This is a genomic window from Streptococcus sp. 9.1, from assembly GCF_016648815.1.
In the GTDB taxonomy this organism is placed as follows: Bacteria; Bacillota; Bacilli; order Lactobacillales; family Streptococcaceae; genus Streptococcus; species Streptococcus salivarius_E.
Map to the genome: position 1 here is coordinate 166,843 of NZ_JACLQS010000002.1, position 18,276 is coordinate 185,118.

The 18,276-nt window shown below is 41.2% G+C and carries 20 protein-coding genes and 1 pseudogene; 11 read left to right on the forward strand and 10 right to left on the reverse strand.

Annotated features, from left to right (window positions below):
- Positions 1-34: 34 nt before the first annotated feature.
- A complete protein-coding gene (locus H7T93_RS03005; RefSeq protein WP_021143564.1) occupies positions 35-664 on the forward strand; it encodes a hypothetical protein in 630 nt (209 codons plus the stop codon).
- A 34-nt stretch (positions 665-698) separates the two neighbouring features.
- On the opposite strand, the gene serS is transcribed toward H7T93_RS03005, so the two are convergent.
- The 9 genes from serS to H7T93_RS03050 form a co-directional block, all read right to left on the reverse strand.
- Positions 699-1,976, reverse strand: coding sequence for a serine--tRNA ligase (gene serS / locus H7T93_RS03010; protein WP_155124078.1), 1,278 nt, complete (start codon positions 1,974-1,976; stop codon positions 699-701).
- Positions 1,977-2,185: 209 nt separating this feature from the next.
- On the reverse strand, positions 2,186-2,560 hold the full coding sequence (locus H7T93_RS03015) for a DUF956 family protein (protein ID WP_021145043.1): 375 nt from the start codon (positions 2,558-2,560) through the stop codon (positions 2,186-2,188).
- Positions 2,561-2,638: 78 nt separating this feature from the next.
- Entirely contained in the window at positions 2,639-3,550 is a 912-nt protein-coding gene (locus tag H7T93_RS03020; RefSeq protein ID WP_002883717.1) for a PTS system mannose/fructose/sorbose family transporter subunit IID, read from the reverse strand.
- 14 nt (positions 3,551-3,564) lie between these two features.
- On the reverse strand, positions 3,565-4,380 hold the full coding sequence (locus H7T93_RS03025; RefSeq protein WP_021145045.1) for a PTS mannose/fructose/sorbose transporter subunit IIC: 816 nt from the start codon (positions 4,378-4,380) through the stop codon (positions 3,565-3,567).
- A gap of 67 nt (positions 4,381-4,447) precedes the next feature.
- Positions 4,448-5,440: a PTS sugar transporter subunit IIB gene (locus H7T93_RS03030; RefSeq protein WP_002883770.1), complete on the reverse strand. Its 993-nt coding sequence runs from the start codon at positions 5,438-5,440 to the stop codon at positions 4,448-4,450.
- Between the two features lie 265 nt (positions 5,441-5,705).
- Positions 5,706-6,092, reverse strand: coding sequence for a DUF956 family protein (locus H7T93_RS03035; RefSeq protein WP_073949284.1), 387 nt, complete (start codon positions 6,090-6,092; stop codon positions 5,706-5,708).
- A 12-nt stretch (positions 6,093-6,104) separates the two neighbouring features.
- On the reverse strand, positions 6,105-7,019 hold the full coding sequence (locus H7T93_RS03040; protein ID WP_060973177.1) for a PTS system mannose/fructose/sorbose family transporter subunit IID: 915 nt from the start codon (positions 7,017-7,019) through the stop codon (positions 6,105-6,107).
- Positions 7,020-7,034: 15 nt separating this feature from the next.
- Positions 7,035-7,835, reverse strand: coding sequence for a PTS mannose/fructose/sorbose transporter subunit IIC (locus H7T93_RS03045; RefSeq protein WP_021145048.1), 801 nt, complete (start codon positions 7,833-7,835; stop codon positions 7,035-7,037).
- Positions 7,836-7,852: 17 nt separating this feature from the next.
- Complete coding sequence (locus H7T93_RS03050; protein ID WP_049553975.1) at positions 7,853-8,860, reverse strand: PTS sugar transporter subunit IIB; 1,008 nt, start codon at positions 8,858-8,860, stop codon at positions 7,853-7,855.
- A 378-nt stretch (positions 8,861-9,238) separates the two neighbouring features.
- On the opposite strand from H7T93_RS03050, the gene H7T93_RS03055 reads away from it, so the two are divergent.
- Positions 9,239-9,970, forward strand: a complete 732-nt coding sequence (locus tag H7T93_RS03055) for a cyclase family protein (RefSeq protein ID WP_045768765.1) — start codon at positions 9,239-9,241, stop codon at positions 9,968-9,970.
- A gap of 44 nt (positions 9,971-10,014) precedes the next feature.
- Here H7T93_RS03055 and H7T93_RS03060 read toward each other — a convergent pair whose 3' ends face one another.
- Positions 10,015-10,827 carry a Cof-type HAD-IIB family hydrolase gene (locus H7T93_RS03060; RefSeq protein ID WP_014633589.1) on the reverse strand — a complete coding sequence of 271 codons (813 nt, stop codon included), beginning with the start codon at positions 10,825-10,827 and terminating at the stop codon, positions 10,015-10,017.
- Positions 10,828-11,035: 208 nt separating this feature from the next.
- Here H7T93_RS03060 and H7T93_RS03065 point away from each other — a divergent pair, with 208 nt between their 5' ends.
- The 9 genes and pseudogenes from H7T93_RS03065 to H7T93_RS10060 all read left to right on the forward strand — a co-directional run.
- The gene (locus H7T93_RS03065) at positions 11,036-12,457 is read left to right on the forward strand and encodes an NCS2 family permease (protein WP_201041619.1); all 1,422 of its coding nucleotides are present in this window, start codon (positions 11,036-11,038) and stop codon (positions 12,455-12,457) included.
- Between the two features lie 276 nt (positions 12,458-12,733).
- A complete protein-coding gene (gene tsaE, locus H7T93_RS03070) occupies positions 12,734-13,177 on the forward strand; it encodes a tRNA (adenosine(37)-N6)-threonylcarbamoyltransferase complex ATPase subunit type 1 TsaE (protein WP_201041620.1) in 444 nt (147 codons plus the stop codon).
- Entirely contained in the window at positions 13,170-13,691 is a 522-nt protein-coding gene (locus H7T93_RS03075; RefSeq protein WP_104020642.1) for a GNAT family N-acetyltransferase, read from the forward strand. The genes tsaE and H7T93_RS03075 overlap by 8 nt, the downstream gene beginning before the upstream one ends.
- A gap of 8 nt (positions 13,692-13,699) precedes the next feature.
- A complete protein-coding gene (gene brpA, locus H7T93_RS03080; RefSeq protein ID WP_155211770.1) occupies positions 13,700-14,953 on the forward strand; it encodes a biofilm formation/cell division transcriptional regulator BrpA in 1,254 nt (417 codons plus the stop codon).
- A 152-nt stretch (positions 14,954-15,105) separates the two neighbouring features.
- Entirely contained in the window at positions 15,106-15,579 is a 474-nt protein-coding gene (gene rimP / locus H7T93_RS03085; protein WP_002883745.1) for a ribosome maturation factor RimP, read from the forward strand.
- Positions 15,580-15,644: 65 nt separating this feature from the next.
- Entirely contained in the window at positions 15,645-16,844 is a 1,200-nt protein-coding gene (gene nusA / locus H7T93_RS03090; protein WP_195413386.1) for a transcription termination factor NusA, read from the forward strand.
- A gap of 20 nt (positions 16,845-16,864) precedes the next feature.
- The gene (rnpM, locus tag H7T93_RS03095) at positions 16,865-17,161 is read left to right on the forward strand and encodes an RNase P modulator RnpM (protein ID WP_002883779.1); all 297 of its coding nucleotides are present in this window, start codon (positions 16,865-16,867) and stop codon (positions 17,159-17,161) included.
- On the forward strand, positions 17,154-17,456 hold the full coding sequence (locus tag H7T93_RS03100) for a YlxQ-related RNA-binding protein (RefSeq protein WP_002883776.1): 303 nt from the start codon (positions 17,154-17,156) through the stop codon (positions 17,454-17,456). The genes rnpM and H7T93_RS03100 overlap by 8 nt, the downstream gene beginning before the upstream one ends.
- Positions 17,457-17,474: 18 nt before the next feature.
- Positions 17,475-18,231, forward strand: a pseudogene (locus H7T93_RS10060) (translation initiation factor IF-2 N-terminal domain-containing protein); the annotation flags it as partial.
- Between the last annotated feature and the right edge of the window lie 45 nt (positions 18,232-18,276).

Consider the following 18,276-nt stretch of genomic DNA (forward strand, 5'->3'; position numbering starts at 1 on the left):
TGGGTTGGTCTTTTATCATTGTAAGGAGAAAACGATGTTAGAAAATATTCAATCTTATTTATCTAAACAAGGGGTTAAGTATATCAAACCTGAAAAAGCGGGCCCACATAAGGAAGAGATGGAAGACCTCAAGGCACTTGGTCAAGCAGCTCGTAAGGAGATGCAGGCTTTAGCAAAACTTCTAGAGGAGCGTTTGGCACCCTTTAAGATGGATCGTGTCAGTAATTGGGCTAATCAAGCACAAATATGCCGGCCACACTTTTGGTGCTATTACAGGGCCCCTGAGGATAGTTTAGACGATGTTGCCATGGCGATTCGACTTTATGGTCAGCCTGAAAAATGGGGGATTTCAGTAGAAGTTAGCTTTGTCGAACGTAAAAAATCAGATACCACTCTAGCTAAGCAACATAAGGTCCTAGACTTACCGATTGCACCCTCTCTATACTATTTTGCCCAGGAAAATGGTGTTAGTCATCGTGTGGAAGGAACTGAAGAGAATCGCCAGATGCTTAAAGAAGCAGTTAGAGATGGTCGTGTTCGTAAGGTCTTGGTCAAGTATGATGTCCCTGTGACTGCTAGTGAAACAATGGAAGAGTTGGTAGAAGAACTCGCTGATGGATTCTATAAGTTGAAACCATACTACGAGGAAGCTAATCAAAACTAAAAAAATCTCCAGTTTTTCTGGAGATTTCTCTTATTTATTTTGGTGAAATCACTTCAGCACCACCCATGTAAGGACGAAGAACTTCAGGGATAGTTACTGAACCATCTTCGTTTTGGTAGTTTTCAAGGATAGCGGCTACTGTACGTCCAACAGCAAGTCCTGAACCGTTAAGAGTGTGAAGAAGTTTTACCTTACCATCAGCTTCGTCACGGTAACGGATTTGTGCACGACGGGCTTGGAAATCTTCTGTGTTTGAACATGAAGAAATTTCGCGGTAAGTGTTTTGTGCTGGAATCCAAACTTCCAAGTCGTAAGTTTTCGCAGCTGAGAATCCCATATCGCCAGTACACAAAGTGATGACACGGTATGGCAAGTTAAGTTTTTGAAGGATGTTTTCAGCGTTAACTACCATTTTTTCCAACTCATCATATGAGTCCTCAGGTTTTGAGAATTTGACCATTTCAACCTTGTGGAATTGGTGAAGACGAATCAAACCACGTGTATCACGACCAGCTGAACCAGCTTCTGAACGGAATGAAGGGCTCATAGCTGTGAAGTAGATTGGCAATTCTTTACCGTCAAGGATTTCACCGCGGTAGTAGTTTGTCAAAGGAACTTCAGCTGTTGGGATAAGGACGTAGTCAGTACCGTCAAGCTCGAAAGTATCTTCCTTGAATTTTGGATATTGACCAGTACCGAACATTGAGTCGTGGTTAACCATGTAAGGTGTGATCATCTCAGTGTAACCTTCTTTAGCGTGCTCATCCAACATGAAGTTGTAGATTGCACGTTCCAATTTTGCTCCAAGGCCTTTGTAGAAAAGGAAACGAGAACCAGTGACTTTAGCACCACGTTCCCAATCTAGGATACCAAGGTCTTCCCCAAGATCCCAGTGTGCTTTAACTTCAAAATCAAATTCACGAGGTGTTCCCCAACGACGAACTTCTACGTTTTCATCTTCGTCAGCGCCTACAGGAACAGAGTCATTTGGTGTGTTTGGAAGTGTCACAACGATGGCATTAAGCTTTTCATCGATAGTAGCAAGTTCTGCATCAATTTCCTTAATTGCTGCAGAGACTTTTTGCATTGCTGCGATTTGTTCAGAAGCATCTTCTTTGTTACGCTTAGCTTGAGCGATACCATCTGAAGCAATGTTACGTTGAGCTTTGAGTTCTTCAGATTTGATAAGAAGTTCGCGACGTTTAACATCAAGCTCTTTAAGTTCATTTAAAGTTTCAGCAGCGACACCACGTGTAGCCAATTTTTCGGCAAGGGCATCGAAGTCGTTACGAATACGTTTTACATCTAACATAAGTTCCTCCAAAAAGTAAAACACTCCAGTGAAAGTGTTGGAGTGACATAGGCCACGGTTCCATCCAACTTCACAGGAGTGCACTTGTTTATGTTTTTAATTATTAGAAACGGTAGAATTTCGTAGGTCAACCCTACCTGCTCGCAGCAACCGCAGGCTTTCTGTAAGGGTCTAGCTAGTACTTATCCGTCTGTTATATTATACAAAAATTATGATTTTTTGGCAAATAAACCTTTGAGTCGAGCCCCAATAGTTTGAATGAGAGTTGGTAGCTTGACGACTTTTTCATTGCCAAGGTGTTCCCTAGCAATTTTTAGAATCTTCCCAGAATCTTTAGAAGCAAAGAGGAATTTGCTCTTGTCTGTCAACACTTCAAAGTGACGGCTAATTTTCTTTCCTGATACATTCGCACCGATTTGAGTAATGCTAGTCCATGGGATTTGAATGTATTGCTCGACATTGACATCTGGGTAGAATTCAAGAGCCACATCCCCGATTAGAAATTTGCCGACTTTCCCCCCGATAGCCATGTAGGAAACGCCTGTTGTATGCAATTCAACTGTTTTGTTTAGTGATTGTGCCATATCTATCTCGCTTTTTGATTGTAGTACTTTTATTATAGCATAAGAAAAGAGTTTAGCTTTGCTAAACTCTTACTCTTTTTACATGATTCCGAAGAAGCTTGCAACAATACCAACTACAAAGAGTCCGATGATGATTGTGATTGGTGAAACTTTCTTCTTAAGCAACCACATACATGCAAAAGTAAGGAGAAGTCCCATCAAACCTGGAATCAATGAATCCAATTGTTTTTGAAGGGTATCCACTTGAATCTTATCGAAGCTAAGTTTGTCATTAACTTGGCCGAGGATAGTCTTAAGTTGGTCACCGCTAACATTGCCTTTAGGCCATTCGATATAGGCACCTTTAGACAAAACTTTACCTGGAAGGTTTACAGTGAAGACGATAGATACCCAACGTTCAACAAGGACAGCCAAGATGAACATACCAAGGATTGATGCCCCTTTAGTAATATCTTTCAAGATACCACCAGACATGTCTTTAGTGATTTCTGAACCTGCTTTGTAACCAAGTTCTTGAGTGTACCACAAGAATGCCATACGGATAAGGTTCCAACCGATGAAGAAGATAAGTGGACCAGCGATGTTACCAGCTTGTGCCAATGATGCACCAAGGGCACCAAGGATAGGACGAACTGTGAACCAGAAAACAGGGTCACCGATACCGGCAAGAGGTCCCATCATACCGATTTTAACCCCTTGGATAGCAGCATCTTCGATGTCAGTACCGTTAGCTTTTTCTTCTTCAAGAGCCAAGGTAACACCCATGATAGGAGCAGCTACGTAAGGGTGGGTATTGAAGAATTCCAAGTGACGTTTAAGAGCTGCGGCTTGGTCTTCTTTGTTAGTGTAGAGTTTTTTGATAGCAGGAATGAGTGAGTAAGCCCAACCCAAGTTTTGCATACGTTCATAGTTCCATGAACCTTGCAAGAATTGTGAGCGCCACCAAACCTTTTTACGATCCGCTTGAGATAATTGAATTTTTTCAGCCATGAGAGCACCCCTTCCTAGTAGTCTTCCAAGATATCGCCGATTGGGTCGCCTGAACCAGTTGAAGTTCCGCCACCATTTCCGCCACCTTGTTTAGAAAGGTTGAGGTAGATGAAGGCAATAGCGACACCGATAGCACCAAGAGCGATAAGTGTCAATTGGCTAATAGCAGCAAAAGCAAAACCGATGGCGAAGAATGGCCAAACTTCACGAGTTGCCATCATGTTGATAACCATGGCGTAACCAACGGCTACGACCATACCACCACCGACAACCATACCGTGGTTGAGCCAGTCAGGCATCAATCCAAGAGCATGTTGAACAGATTCTGCTGGGATAGCAAGAAGAAGGGCAGCTGGCACAGCAATACGCAAACCTTGAAGAAGGAGGGCGAGGTAGTGTGCGCGTTCAACACCAGCGATGTTTCCGTTTTCTGCAGCTTTATCTGCGGCATGAACAAGGGCAACAGATGCTGTACGAACAAGCATAGTTAGGAAGAGACCGGCAACCGCAAGTGGGATAGCTGTTGCAGTCGCAACACCGATACCTTCAGTTGTGAAGTTACCACCTTTAACCAAAATAATGGCAGCAGCAACAGAGGCAAGGGCAGCGTCAGGAGCGACAGCGGCACCGATATTAGCCCAAGCAAGGGCGATCATTTGAAGAGAACCACCAAGCATGATACCTGCAGTGAGGTTACCTGTAGCAGCACCGATGAGGGTACATGCAACAAGTGGTTGGTGGAATTGGAATTGGTCAAGGATACCTTCAAGACCAGCAAGGAAGGCAACAACTACGACCAAAATTGCAGAAATAATTGACATATCTGACATGGTAATAATTCCTTTTCTATTGAGTTGTGATTAGCTGAGATTATCAACTAATTTATCTGAATGAAGGTTATTGAACGTTAGCTTTTTTGATAAGGTCGAACAAATCTTTCTTAGAATCATTTGGTACCTTACGGACGTCGAATTCAACGCCAAGGTCACGCAATTTTTCGAAGCAAGCAACATCGTCTTTGTCCATAGACAAAACGTTGTTAACCATTGTTTTACCAGTTGAGTGAGCCATAGAACCAACGTTAAGTTCTTTGATTGGCACGCCACCTTCGATAGCACGAAGTGCGTCTTGAACAGTTTCGAACAAGATAAGCGCGTGTGTGTTACCAAAGCGAGGGTCCTTAGAAGCATCAATCAATTTTTGAATTGGAACAACGTTTGCTTTAACCCCATTTGGTGCTGCTTGTTTGATCAATTCTTTACGAAGCTCATCTTTAGCAACGTCATCTGAAGCAACAATGATACGGTCTGCTTTAGAAGCAGGTGTCCAGTTAGTTGCTACCTGACCATGCAAGAGACGTGTGTCCAAACGTGCCAAGTTAATCTTGAGTTTACCATCTCCGATAACTGTCCCTTCTGGGATAGCTCCTTGAGGTGCAGCAGCTTCTACAGGAGCTGCTGTTGTTTCCTCAGCTGGATTAAGCTCCTCTGGAAGTGCCTTGATACCACCCTTAGCTTCCTTGATGATATTAGCAGCAACTTGCTCTGCAGTAGCGTTAGCATCCATCATACGTTCAGTGTATGCTTGGATTAGCATTGGCAAGTTAAGTCCTGTGATGATAGCAATCTTGCGATCTGGATTTTCTCCAGCAATTCGGCTAGCTTGGTTAAATGGTGAACCAGACCAAAGGTCAGCCAAAACAAGAATTTCATCATCAGCATCGAATTGTGCAATGGCGTCGTTGAAGTGAGCGTACAAGTCATCAGGACCTTCACTTGGCATGAAAGTTACGACTTGAACTTTCTCTTGGTCTCCAAAAATCATAGAGCCTGATTGGTGGATCCCTTCAGCGAACTTACCATGGCTGGCAATAATAATACCGATACCCATTCGTGTTCTCCTCCTTATAAATTATTTTTTCCTAGGCTTAAAAAGACTATCTCCGATTTTTATCAAGACGCTAAAAAAAGCGTCTCTCAATCTTTTTAAACATAAGAAATCAAGAACAATCATATTGTAAAACGCTTTCACGCAGATGTCAATAGCTAGTGAGAAAAAATTTCAAAAGAAGTCAATTTCTTTCAAAAATGAGCAAAACATTATAAAAAGATTGCCCAACCATTAGATTGGACAATCTTTTTATAATACTCGGAGATTATTTCTTCTTGACAATGAGTCGGAAAAGATTTTTAAAGCCTTGTTTGAGAACAACGATGAAGCTAGGTGCTTTTCTTAAACTTTCTCGAGGAATTCTTTTTTGAATTTCTTTCAAAGTTATTCGGCTTTTTCGACTGGCAAAACGGAAACGTCCATTTTGCTTAGTACGGATTTCAAAGCGTGGGATGAACTTACCACCGAAGTAGACATCGGCAATCACATAAGTGACTTCATCCCAAGGAATTTGAATGTAGTCTTGCAACTTCGTATCATTGTAAAATTCGAAGGCCTTATCTCCGACCATGATATTTCCGTAAATAGGCCCTTCACGAAACCAAGTTCCCTTAGATGTGTGAGCCATTTCGGTATTGAGCGATTTAACCATACCTTGCTCCGATTAGAGTAGACCAATAATGTGGAGTACAATAGCTAGAACAAAGATACCCAAAATGATAACGATTGGAGAAACTTTTCTCTTAAGAAGGTACATGCAGAGGAAAGTCAAACCAAGGGCAGCAAGACCAGGAATCAATTGGTTCAAGTTGTCTTGCAAGGTTGTTACCTTGTTAGCGTCAAGAGAGCGACCAGCAGCTTGTTGATGGAAGGCTTCTTTAACACCGGCAATACCTTTTGGAAGTTTATCCCAATCGATATAAGCCCCTTCTTGTTGTTTAACAGTTGAGACAACTGGTGTGAAGGTGATACTTACCCAACGTTGGATAAGAGAACCGATAACGAACATCCCCATCATTGATGCGCCACGAGTTACTTGTTGAAGAAGGTTACCCGATACGTCGTCTGTAATCGCAGCACCAGCTCTATAACCGAACTCTTGAGTGTACCATTTAACGGCAGCGACCATAGCATTCCAAAGTACGAAGAAGACGATAGGTCCCAAGATGTTACCTGAAACAGCCAAACCTGCTCCTAATGAAAGGAAGATTGGACGAAGGGTAAACCAGAAGAGAGGGTCACCGGCACCTGCAAGAGGTCCCATCATACCAACCTTAACCCCTGAGATAGCGGCATCATCGATGTCCGCCCCGTTGGCACGTTCTTCTTCCAAGGCAAGTGTAACCCCAAAGATTGGGTTAGCCATGAAAGGTTGTGTATTGAAGAATTCCAAGTGACGTTTAAGAGCAGCTACACGTTCTTCTTTTGTTTGATAAAGTTTTTTGATTGCAGGAATAAGGGTGTAAGCCACACCACCATTTTGCATACGTTCATAGTTGAATGAAGCTAAAAGGAAGTATGAGCGCAAGAAAGCTTTGAAACGATCTGCTTTTGTTAATTTAATTTTTGAATCAGCCATTTTCTTTCCTCCTAATTAAAAGTCTTCCAGAATTTCACCGAGGGGATCACCTGATCCTCCATCATTTGAAGAACCATTTGAACCACTAGCTTCAAGTGCAAGGTACATAACGGCAAGACAGAGGCCGATGATACCCAAGCTAATCAAGGTCAATTCTTTGAGGGCAGCCAAAGCAAAACCAAGGAAGAAGAATGGCCAAACTTCGCGACTAGACATCATGTTGATAACCATGGCATAACCAACGGCTACAACCATACCACCACCGATTGTCATACCTGATGTTAACCATTCAGGCATAGATTCAAGACCAGATTGTACAAGGTGTGCAGGAATCAATAGCAAGAGGAGGGCAGGGATAGCAACACGGAGACCTTGGAGGGACATACCGATAAAGTGCCATCTTTCAATACCAGCGATATCAGCATCTTCAGCACGACTATCCATAATGTGAGCGATGAAGACAGTTGCAGTACGGACAAACATTGTCAAGGCAAGACCGGCAACAGCCAAAGGAACCGCAAGGGCGATGGCTGGACCAATTCCTTTAGCTCCTTGACCACCCAAGATAAGGATGATTGTAGAAGCTACAGCGGCAAGTGAGGCATCTGGTGCCATGGCAGCACCAACGTTTGCCCATCCCATAGTGATCAATTGTAAGCTACCACCCAACATTACGCCGAGTTCGAGATGACCAGTAACAAGACCGATAAGGGAACAAGCCACAACTGGCTGGTATGTTTCGATTTGGTCGTTAACTGAGCTACAACCGATGATGAAAGCAACAATTACGACTAAAATAATTTGTACTAAACTCATTTATGCATCCTCCAAAATTATTTCTTCTCTGCTAATTTAGTTTCAGCTGACTTAATCAAGGCATCAACGTTTGCTGGGCTATCACTTGGTACCCCACGAACGTCAAATTTGACACCCAATGATTGCAACTCTTTGATAGCATCCACATCTGTTTGGTCAAATGAAAGAGCTTTAGTAACGTTGACTTTTCCTTCTTTATAAGCTGAAGAACCAAGGTTGATTTCTTTAACATCAACACCTGCTTTAACAGCAGCAAGAGCATCTTCAACAGATTCAAAGAGAAGCATAGCACGTGTATCTCCAAAACGTGGGTCATTGTTTGCTTTAACCATGTTTTTAATTGGGATAACGTGAACTTGAACACCAGATGGAGCGGCTTGTTTAATCATGCTTGTACGAAGTTTATCATGACAAACAGTGTCTGAAACAACGATGATACGGTCTGGGTGAGTTGAGTGAGTCCAACCAGTCGCAACCTGACCGTGGAGGAGACGTGTGTCAACACGAGCCAAAACGTATTTGATTTTTCCATCACCAAGAACGGTTCCTTCAGGAATGGTACCTTTAGGAATAGAAGGTTTTGCGTCGGCTGGTTTAGTGTCTTCTTCAGGAATAAGGCCTTCTGGAAGGACTTTAACGCCTTCTTTTGTTTCCTTATAAATGTTAGCGACAATCTCTTCAACCCCAGCATCAGGAGCTACCATACGTTCCGTATATGCTTGGATAAGCATTGGCAAGTTGAGTCCTGTCACGATAACCATCTTGCGATCAGGATTTTCTTCCTTGATACGGCTTGCCTGGTTAAATGGTGACCCAGACCAAAGGTCTGCAAGGACAAGAATTTCGTCGTCAGCGTCAAATTGAGCGATGGCATCTTTGAAGTGAGCGTACAAGTCGTCAGGACCTTCATTTGGCATGAAAGTAACCACTTGAACTTTCTCTTGTTCACCAAAAATCATAGAACCTGATTGGTGAATACCTTCAGCGAATTTACCATGGCTAGCAATAATAATACCGATACCCATTAGTGTTCTTCCTCCTTTTATATATTGTTTCTTAGGAATAGAAAAATGATTATTGGTATTAGCATCGATCAGTATGAAATGACAACAATATTTTTTTAGTCCCTCGAAAATTAGAACAATCTAATTGTAAAACGTTATCATAGATTTGTCAATGCTTTTCGTAACAAAAGTGTCATAAAATTGAAAAAAATATCAAATTATCGCAAATATACTTTCTTTTCAGACAAAAAGAGTTAAATATAGTTTGAAGCTATATCTAACTAGAAGAAATGGGATTAAGAAAAAATGAGATAAATGCTTGTAATAGCTAGTAATGGCTGCTATAATTTCTTCAATTAACTATTTAAGGTTAAATCTATAAGAAAAGAGGACCTCCTTATGTCAGATTTACTAAGTATTTATAATGAATTGCAATCTAAGAAATGGGTTGACTTGACCCACAAAATTAATGCGGAAAGTCCACACTTTCCAGCACTCCCTGCTTTGAAACAAGAAGACCTTTTCACATTAAAAGATGGTTTCCATGTTCAAAAATTTACAGTAGTTGGTCAATACGGAACGCATATTGATGCACCGATTCACTTTGTAGAAGGTGGTCGTTGGTTGGATGAGATTGCTCTCAAAGATCTTCTTTTACCACTCTATGTTATCGACAAGTCTAAAGAAGTTGCTGCGAATCCAAACTTTATCTTGAGCAAACAAGATATCTTAGACTTTGAAGCAGAGCATGGAAAAATTACTGAAGGGGCCTTTGTCGCTTTTCGTAGTGATTGGTCAAAACGTTGGCCAGATCAAGATGCTATGCGCAACCTTGATGAAAATGGGGTTCAACAAAGTCCAGGGTGGAGCCGTGAAGCTCTAGAATTCTTGATTCATGAACGCCATGTTAAGGCTGTCGGTCATGAGACTTTTGATACAGATGCTGGTATTCCAGCAGCAGAACATGGCTTGGTTAACGAATACTACCTCTTGGAACAAAACATTTATCAGGTAGAAGTCTTGAATCAATTGGATCAAGTTCCAGCTGTTGGTGCTTTGATTTCAATTGCATTTCCTCACTGGGACAAGGCGACAGGTTCCCCAGTGCGTGCAGTGGCTATTTTACCTTAATCATAAGAAAAAACACCGAAGAAATTTTCGGTGTCTTTTGTTATTTATAAAAAGAGTTCCTGGAGTTTGCGAGCAACGCCATCCTCTTCATTAGTCCACTCAATTTGTTCGTTAGCGTGGGGGAGAAGGACAGAGCTAGCATTCTTCATGGCATAACCAGTTTTAGCAAGTTCCAACATCTCTGTGTCATTGTGTTCGTCACCAAAAGCAATCAAATCATCCGTTGATTTACGCATGGCCTTAAGTAAGTAGTTCAGGGCGTAGGCCTTGTTAATACCTTTAGGCGAAAATTCCAAAATATTAAGTGGGCCACCCCAAGAATCAACTTCAATTTCTTCCTTGAAGTCTTTCTTGATGTCATCGGCTAGTTGGTACTTATCTTCATGGCGAGTTTGCATAAGGAGAGCGTTAGGGTTGCGCGTGATTTTAGTTGGTTCTAAACGCATAGCCTCAATAATTTTATCAACACCAAAGAGTTGTGGTTGAATACGCTCTGGGTGATTCATAGTGATATAGAAGTGTTTTCGATATTCACTAGCCAGAAAATCCATCTCTAATTCATCATGGCGTTGTAAGAGGCTAATCAGATATTTCTTATCTAATTTAACCGAATGCTCATAAGCCCAGTCTTGGTCTGGAAGATTGGTCAAAGAGCCGTTGAAGGTGATGAGTGGTGTTTCTAACCCTAGTGTTTTGTAATGGTCAATAGCCATACGATAAGGACGACCTGTAGCAATAACGACTTGGTGTCCTTTGTTTTGTACATCTTTAATCGTTTTTTGTGTGAATTCTGAAATAGTTCCATCTGGGCGCAAGAGCGTTCCATCAAGATCTAGTGCAATCAATTTTTTTGTCATGTTCCTATTATAGCAAAAATCTGTCCTTTGTTGGTGATTGAGAAAGAGCTTTCTAAGAACGTTCGGTTTTTCATAAGAAAAGTCTCAGGAAATAAACCTTGCACCGTCAAATAATTTCATGTAGAATAGTAATGTTGCATTCTACATGAGAATGTTCCGAAATTATTCGGATTTTGACAATATTTTTTATTAAGGAGTCTAAACTTTCATGGAAAAGTTTTTCAAATTGAAAGAACATGGTACTGACGTCCGTACAGAAGTGACTGCCGGATTGACAACTTTCTTTGCCATGTCTTACATCCTCTTTGTTAACCCAGCGATGTTGGCTCAGACAGGAATGCCTGCACAAGGTGTTTTCTTAGCAACAATTATTGGTGCGGTTGCAGGGACGTTGATGATGGCATTTTATGCTAACCTACCATACGCCCAAGCGCCTGGTATGGGGCTTAATGCCTTCTTCACCTACACAGTGGTTTTTTCTTTGGGTTACACTTGGCAAGAGGCCTTAGCAATGGTCTTTCTATGTGGTGTTATTTCATTGATCATCACAGTAACTAAAGTACGTAAGATGATTATTGAGTCTATTCCAACAGCCCTCAAATCTGCGATTTCAGCAGGTATCGGTGTTTTCCTTGCATATGTGGGAATTAAAAATGCTGGTTTCTTGAAATTCTCAATTAATCCTCATACCTACACTGTAGCAGGTAAAGGTGCTGACATGGCCAAGGCGTCAATTACAGCTTCATCGTCAGCTACACCAGGTTTGGTTGCTTTCAATAACCCAACTGTAATTGTAGGTTTGATTGGTCTTGCGATTGCGATTTTCTTTATTGTTAAAGGTATTCGTGGTGGTGTTCTTCTTTCAATCCTTGTAACGACTATCATTGCTATTTTTGCTGGTGTTGTTAATCTTGGAAGCATTGACTGGCACGCAGCTAGCTTGACATCATCTATTAAAGACCTTGGTCAGGTCTTTGGTGCAGCGCTTGGATCAAAGGGATTGGGATCACTCTTTTCAGACGTTTCTCGTTTGCCTGGTGTCTTTATGGCTATTCTTGCCTTTTCATTGACTGATATCTTCGATACTATCGGTACCTTGATCGGTACTGGTGAGAAGGTTGGTATCATTGCTTCAACAGGTGATAACAACGAATCAAAAGCTCTTGACCGTGCCCTTTACTCTGACCTTGTTGGTACAAGTATTGGTGCCATTGCAGGGACTTCAAATGTTACAACTTACGTTGAATCTGCAGCAGGTATTGGTGCTGGTGGACGTACTGGTTTGACAGCTCTTGTGGTTGCTGTACTCTTTGCCATCTCTAGTTTCTTTAGTCCAGTGGTATCAATCGTTCCAAATGCTGCCACAGCGCCTATCCTTATTATTGTAGGTGTTATGATGCTCTCTAACCTTAAGAGTGTCGATTGGGAAGACTTGTCTGAAGCTATTCCTGCCTTCTTCACTTCTATTTTCATGGGATTCTCATATAGTATTACTTATGGTATCGCAGCTGGTTTCCTTACTTATACTTTGGTCAAAATCGTCAAAGGTCAAGCTAAGGATGTCCACTTTATTATGTGGATTTTGGATATCTTGTTTATCCTTAACTTCATCAGTATGGCTGTGTTCTAAAGCTTGAAAGTAAAAAGTCTGTACATTTGTCAGGCTTTTTCTTTTGCGATTTTTATCTGGAGGAACGTGAGAGAGTTACTATTGGTTAACTTTTGAAACTATAGTAAGTTTTACAAAAACATTTCTAATCTATGAGTGATTAATGTGGTCAAAATAAATACAAAATTAAAACACTCATCTTAATTTCTTGCTTAGATGATTCAATATTTATAAGTTTCTACTGTATTTTTACAGTGGATTCTAGTCCATATTTTTATTTTTTGATATAATGAAAACATGATTTACAGTCAAAATGAAGAAGAATTGATTAGTATCGGCCAAAAGCTAGGTCGACTGCTCGATTCTGGAGATATAATTGTTCTCTCAGGTGATCTGGGAGCTGGCAAAACAACCTTAACCAAGGGGATTGCCAAAGGTTTGGATATTTTACAGATGATAAAGAGTCCAACCTATACTATTGTAAGGGAGTATGAGGGGCGACTGCCACTCTATCATTTAGATGTCTACCGCATTGGTGATGATCCAGATTCTATTGATTTAGATGATTTTCTGTATGGTGAAGGTGTGACAATCATCGAGTGGGGTGAGTTCCTAGACGAGAGTCTGTTAGGTGATTATCTCCTAATTTCGATATCTCATCATGAAAATGGACGTCAGTTACTTTTTGAATCTTTCGGTCCTAGAAGTAAGGAGATTCAGGAGGAAATGGTAAATGGCTGAGCAAGAATTAGTCATTGAGGAAGCCCAAAGAGAGGATGCTGCCTCTCTAGCTCGTTTACTAGAGGCTGTAGCCTTGGAATCGGATTTTCTAGCACAAGATGATAGAAGTTCTATACTGAGTGCTGAACAGTTAGCCACTTATATTGAAAGTCATCAGCATAGGCTTAATGAAATTTGTTTGGTGGCAAAATTGGGTCATGAGGTCATTGGTGTTTGTAATGTTACCTCTGATCAAGATACTAAGACCAGTCATATTGGCGACGTATTTATTGCGGTTTCTAAACCCTACTGGGGGAATGGTGTTGGCCAGTTTCTTATGGAAACAATGATTGACTGGGCAGATCATACACCAACTATCCGCCGCTTAGAGTTGACGGTTCAAGCACGTAATGAACGGGCGGTTCATCTCTATCAAAAATTTGGATTTGACATTGAAGGCACTAAGAAACGTGGTGCAAGAACTAAAAATGGAGAATTTCTAGATGTTTACCTTATGGCTAAACTCATAGATTAGGAAAAAACATGAAACTTGGACGAAAAATTTTATTGATGTTGTTGGCGATTTTTGCAACGACAGTAGTAGCTGCTGGTATTTACCTAACGACAACTTATAATTACGCCACAGGCGAATTGTCAAAAACGTTTAGGGCTTCTAAAGCAACTTCTGGGAATAGTAAGGCCATTCAACAGACTAAGCCTATAACTATTCTGTTGATGGGGGTAGATACAGGATCCAAAGAACGTAAGGAAACCTGGGAAGGTAACTCTGATACCATGATCTTGGTAACAGTGAACCCTAAGACTAAGAAAACAACCATGACCAGTTTGGAACGTGACCTTTTGACAGATATTGAGGGGTCGGGGGAAGCAAAACTAAATTCAGCCTATGCTGAGGGTGGTGCTGACTTGGCTATTTCAACTATTCAAAAGGTTTTAGATATTGATATTGACTATTATGCACTGATTAATATGCAGGGTATGATTGATCTGGTAGATGCCGTGGGTGGAATTGAGGTAACGAATCATTTTGATTTCCCTATTTCAATTGCAGAAAATGAACCAGAATTTCAGGCAAAAGTTGAGCCTGGAACCCATAGAATCAACGGTGAGCAAGCCTTAGTGTATTCACGTATGCGTTACGATGACCCTGATGGTGACTATGGTCGTCAAAAACGTCAACGTGAGGTTATTCAAAAAGTTGTAGCTAAGCTCTTGAAGATGGACTCGATTGGTTCTTACAAGAAAATCTTGTCAGCTGTAAGTTCAAATGTTCAAACTAGCATTGATCTTGGTGATACCAATACTCTGCGTAGCTTGATGGGCTATAGCGATGCACTTAAAAATATTAAGTCATACCAATTGGCTGGTTCGGATGCCATGATCAACGGAGGAAGCTATCAAGTGGCCTCTACTGAGGATATTCTTAAGGTGCAAAACCGTATTAAGAAGGAAGTTGGTAAGAAAAAAGTCTCTGAATCCAATCTTAAGACTAGTTTGGTTCTCTATGGATCTGGTAGCTCTAACTATGGTTCAGATGATTTCGTTAATTCTAAAGGAAGTGCGGCTTCAAGTGAAGCATCTTCAAATTATGAGGCTGGGCCATCTGAGGCAGCAGGTGGTGGATCGGTAAGTACCTATAATGGAGGTTCTAACTATAGTAATAATTATAGTGAAAATACAGGTAATTATGTTCAGGAACAAGGTACGACAACCCCTACATACAATAATAATGGATCGGGTGTGACTACCTATAGCACTGTTCCAGCGGCACAATAAATGAGGTTGGGTGATTCCCAACCTTTTTGCTTTGAAATGACAGCGATATGGTTATTCCTTGCAATGGCTTTTGAGCTATGCTATAATATAAGAAAATAACGAAAGAGAGGCGGAGTAGAAACTTCGTCTCTTGTGTGTGTAAGGAGGTCATAATGTCGCAAAAAATTATTGATCTCGTGACGGCAGTCGTAGCTCCAGCTATTCCTGAGCCATACGAACTGGTCGATATCGAGTACGAAAAGCTTGGCGGTGACTATGTCTTGTCAGTTTTGATTGATAAGCCAGGTGGTATTACTGTAGAAGATACTGCAGACTTGACTGAAATTATCAGTCCCCTCTTGGATACTATTCAGCCTGATCCTTTCCCGGATCAATACATGCTGGAAGTTTCTAGTCCAGGGTTAGAGCGTCCCTTAAAAACCAAAGAAGCTTTGACAAATGCTGTTGGTCAGTATATCAATGTTAGTCTTTACAAGGCTATTGATAAGATCAAGATTTTCCAAGGTGACTTGGTGGCCTTTGATGGGGAAACCCTAACAATCGATTACCTTGATAAGACTCGCCATAAAACTGTTGAGATTCCCTATCAAACAGTTGCTAAAGCTCGTTTGGCAGTCAAACTCTAAAACTCTTAGTGTAAATAAAGAAAGGATGCCAGTTTTGGCCAATAGAGGCTAAAACAACAAAGAATATGAGCAAAGAAATGCTAGAAGCCTTCCGTGTCTTGGAAGAAGAAAAACACATTAACAAGGAAGACATCATCGATGCTGTGGTTGAATCACTTAAGTCAGCCTACAAGCGTCGTTATGGTCAGTCAGAATCAGCTGTAGTTGAATTCAATGAAAAAACAGGTGATTTTCAAGTTTATACCGTTCGTGAAGTTGTAGATGAAGTCTTTGATAGTCGTTTGGAAATTAGCTTGAAAGATGCACTTGCTATCAGCTCTGCTTACGAGCTCGGTGACAAGATTCGTTTTGAAGAGTCAGTCGATGAATTTGGTCGTGTTGCAGCGCAATCTGCCAAACAAACCATTATGGAAAAAATGCGCAAGCAGATGCGTGAAATCACTTATAATGACTATAAACAACATGAAGGTGAAATCATGCAAGGGACAGTTGAGCGCTTTGACCAACGCTTCATTTATGTGAATCTTGGAACACTTGAAGCCCAATTGTCACGCCAAGACCAAATTCCTGGCGAAAGCTTTAAGTCACACGATGTCATTGATGTTTATGTTTATAAAGTTGAAAACAACCCTAAAGGTGTTAACGTCTTTGTAAGTCGTAGCCATCCAGAGTTCATCAAACGTATCATGGAACAAGAAATTCCAGAAGTATTTGATGGAACTGTAGAAATCATGAGCGTGTCTCGTGAAGCAGGTGATCGTACTAAGGTTGCTGTTCGCAGTCATAATCCTAACGTTGATGCTATTGGTACTATCGTTGGTCGTGGTGGAAGCAATATTAAGAAAGTTGTCAGCCGTTTCCACCCAACACGTTTGGATGCTAAGACAGGAATTGAAGTTCCTGTTGAGGAAAATATTGATGTTATTCAATGGGTTGAAGATCCAGCTGAATTCATCTACAATGCTATTGCACCGGCTGAAGTGGATTATGTTCTCTTCGACGAAGATGATAGCAAACGTGCAACAGTAGTTGTGCCAGATAACAAATTATCTCTTGCAATTGGTCGTCGTGGGCAAAACGTTCGTTTGGCAGCTCATTTGACTGGTTACCGTATTGACATCAAGTCAGCTTCTGAATACGAAGCACTCGAAGCTGAAAAAGCTGAGGCTGCTACTGAGGAAGTTGTAGATGAGATTGTTGCAGAAGAAGCTACACCTGTTGATGTTACAACAGAAGAAGTAACTGAAACAACAGAAGCAGAATAAGAAGAACATAGAGGTGTTTGATGGCTAAAACACGAAAAATACCTTTACGCAAATCAGTTGTCTCAGGAGAAATCATTGATAAACGTGATTTGCTCCGCATTGTAAAAACTAAAGATGGTGAGATTTTCATTGATCCAACAGGAAAGAAAAATGGCCGAGGTGCTTACATTAAATTAGATAATGAAGAAGCTCTCCAAGCCAAAAAGAAACGTGCTTTTAACCATAGTTTCTCCATGGATGTTCCTGAAAGTTTTTATGATGAACTCATTGCTTATGTGGATCACAAGGTCAAAAGAAGAGAGTTAGGTCTTGAATAACACAGAAAAATTGTCAAATATGTTGGGGCTAGCACAAAGAGCTGGAAAGCTTATTTCTGGCGAGGAACTTGTCATTAAGGCAGTTCAATCAGGACAGGCGAGACTAGTTTTTCTTGCCAATGATGCTGGTAGTAACGTGACTAAAAAGACGACTGATAAATGTAACTACTATAATATAGAAGTCTCCACAGTGTTTAACGCACTGGAATTAAGCATGGCTATTGGTAAACCAAGAAAAACGGTTGCTGTAGTTGATGCTGGATTTTCAAAGAAAATGAGGACTCTTATGGACTAAAGAATAGGAGGACATCACGTGTCAAAGAAACGATTATATGAAATCGCAAAAGAGGTTGGTGTAGAAAGCAAGGTTGTTGTTGCAAAAGCTCAAGAACTTGGTCTTTCTGTGAAGAGCCACTCCTCATCAGTTGAAGAAGCTGATGCTAATCGTATCACTTCAAGTTTAAAAGGGGGAACAGCTAAGGCTGAAAGCAAGCCAGCTCCTAAAGCGACACCAACTCCTAAAGAGGAAAAGGTAGCGCCTAAGGTTGATAAGGCACCTGTTGCCAAATCAGCTCCAGCTAAAGAAGTATCAAAGGCTGAAGTCAAAGAAGCCCCTGCGACTCCGAAAAAACCACAAAGCCGTAATTTTAAGGCAGAACGTGAAGCACGTGCCAAGGCAGAAGCAGAGCGTCGTCAAAATGTCGGAGGACGTGACAACCGTAATCGAAACCGAAATCAACAAGGAAACGATCAAGGTAAACGTCAGAATAATGATCGTCGCAACCAAAATGGAAATGGTCAAGGAAACCGTAACAATGGGAACCGCGATAACAATAGTAATCGTGACCGTAATTTCCAAGGCAAACAGCGCAATGATCAAGGTCGAAATAAACGTAACGATGCTGCCCGCAACAATCAGGCAGGACCACGTATTGACTTTAAAGCGCGTGCAGCAGCCTTAAAAGCAGAGCAAAATGCAGAGTACTCACGTCAAAGTGAAACACGCTTCCGTGAGGAAAAAGCTGCAGAGCAACGCCGTGCGAAAGAACAGGAAAAGGCAAGAAAAGAAAAACAACAGGCTGAAGTCGCTGCTCAAAAAGCAGTTGCTGAAGCTA

Bases quoted from the DNA above. Each gene is read 5' to 3' on its own strand.
- H7T93_RS03005 (WP_021143564.1), top strand. From the start codon at position 35: ATGTTAGAAAATATTCAATCTTATTTATCTAAACAAGGGGTTAAGTAT.
- serS (WP_155124078.1), bottom strand. From the start codon at position 1,976: ATGTTAGATGTAAAACGTATTCGTAACGACTTCGATGCCCTTGCCGAA.
- H7T93_RS03015 (WP_021145043.1), bottom strand. From the start codon at position 2,560: ATGGCACAATCACTAAACAAAACAGTTGAATTGCATACAACAGGCGTT.
- H7T93_RS03020 (WP_002883717.1), bottom strand. From the start codon at position 3,550: ATGGCTGAAAAAATTCAATTATCTCAAGCGGATCGTAAAAAGGTTTGG.
- H7T93_RS03025 (WP_021145045.1), bottom strand. From the start codon at position 4,380: ATGTCAGATATGTCAATTATTTCTGCAATTTTGGTCGTAGTTGTTGCC.
- H7T93_RS03030 (WP_002883770.1), bottom strand. From the start codon at position 5,440: ATGGGTATCGGTATTATTATTGCCAGCCATGGTAAGTTCGCTGAAGGG.
- H7T93_RS03035 (WP_073949284.1), bottom strand. From the start codon at position 6,092: ATGGTTAAATCGCTCAATACCGAAATGGCTCACACATCTAAGGGAACT.
- H7T93_RS03040 (WP_060973177.1), bottom strand. From the start codon at position 7,019: ATGGCTGATTCAAAAATTAAATTAACAAAAGCAGATCGTTTCAAAGCT.
- H7T93_RS03045 (WP_021145048.1), bottom strand. From the start codon at position 7,835: ATGAGTTTAGTACAAATTATTTTAGTCGTAATTGTTGCTTTCATCATC.
- H7T93_RS03050 (WP_049553975.1), bottom strand. From the start codon at position 8,860: ATGGGTATCGGTATTATTATTGCTAGCCATGGTAAATTCGCTGAAGGT.
- H7T93_RS03055 (WP_045768765.1), top strand. From the start codon at position 9,239: ATGTCAGATTTACTAAGTATTTATAATGAATTGCAATCTAAGAAATGG.
- H7T93_RS03060 (WP_014633589.1), bottom strand. From the start codon at position 10,827: ATGACAAAAAAATTGATTGCACTAGATCTTGATGGAACGCTCTTGCGC.
- H7T93_RS03065 (WP_201041619.1), top strand. From the start codon at position 11,036: ATGGAAAAGTTTTTCAAATTGAAAGAACATGGTACTGACGTCCGTACA.
- tsaE (WP_201041620.1), top strand. From the start codon at position 12,734: ATGATTTACAGTCAAAATGAAGAAGAATTGATTAGTATCGGCCAAAAG.
- H7T93_RS03075 (WP_104020642.1), top strand. From the start codon at position 13,170: ATGGCTGAGCAAGAATTAGTCATTGAGGAAGCCCAAAGAGAGGATGCT.
- brpA (WP_155211770.1), top strand. From the start codon at position 13,700: ATGAAACTTGGACGAAAAATTTTATTGATGTTGTTGGCGATTTTTGCA.
- rimP (WP_002883745.1), top strand. From the start codon at position 15,106: ATGTCGCAAAAAATTATTGATCTCGTGACGGCAGTCGTAGCTCCAGCT.
- nusA (WP_195413386.1), top strand. From the start codon at position 15,645: ATGAGCAAAGAAATGCTAGAAGCCTTCCGTGTCTTGGAAGAAGAAAAA.
- rnpM (WP_002883779.1), top strand. From the start codon at position 16,865: ATGGCTAAAACACGAAAAATACCTTTACGCAAATCAGTTGTCTCAGGA.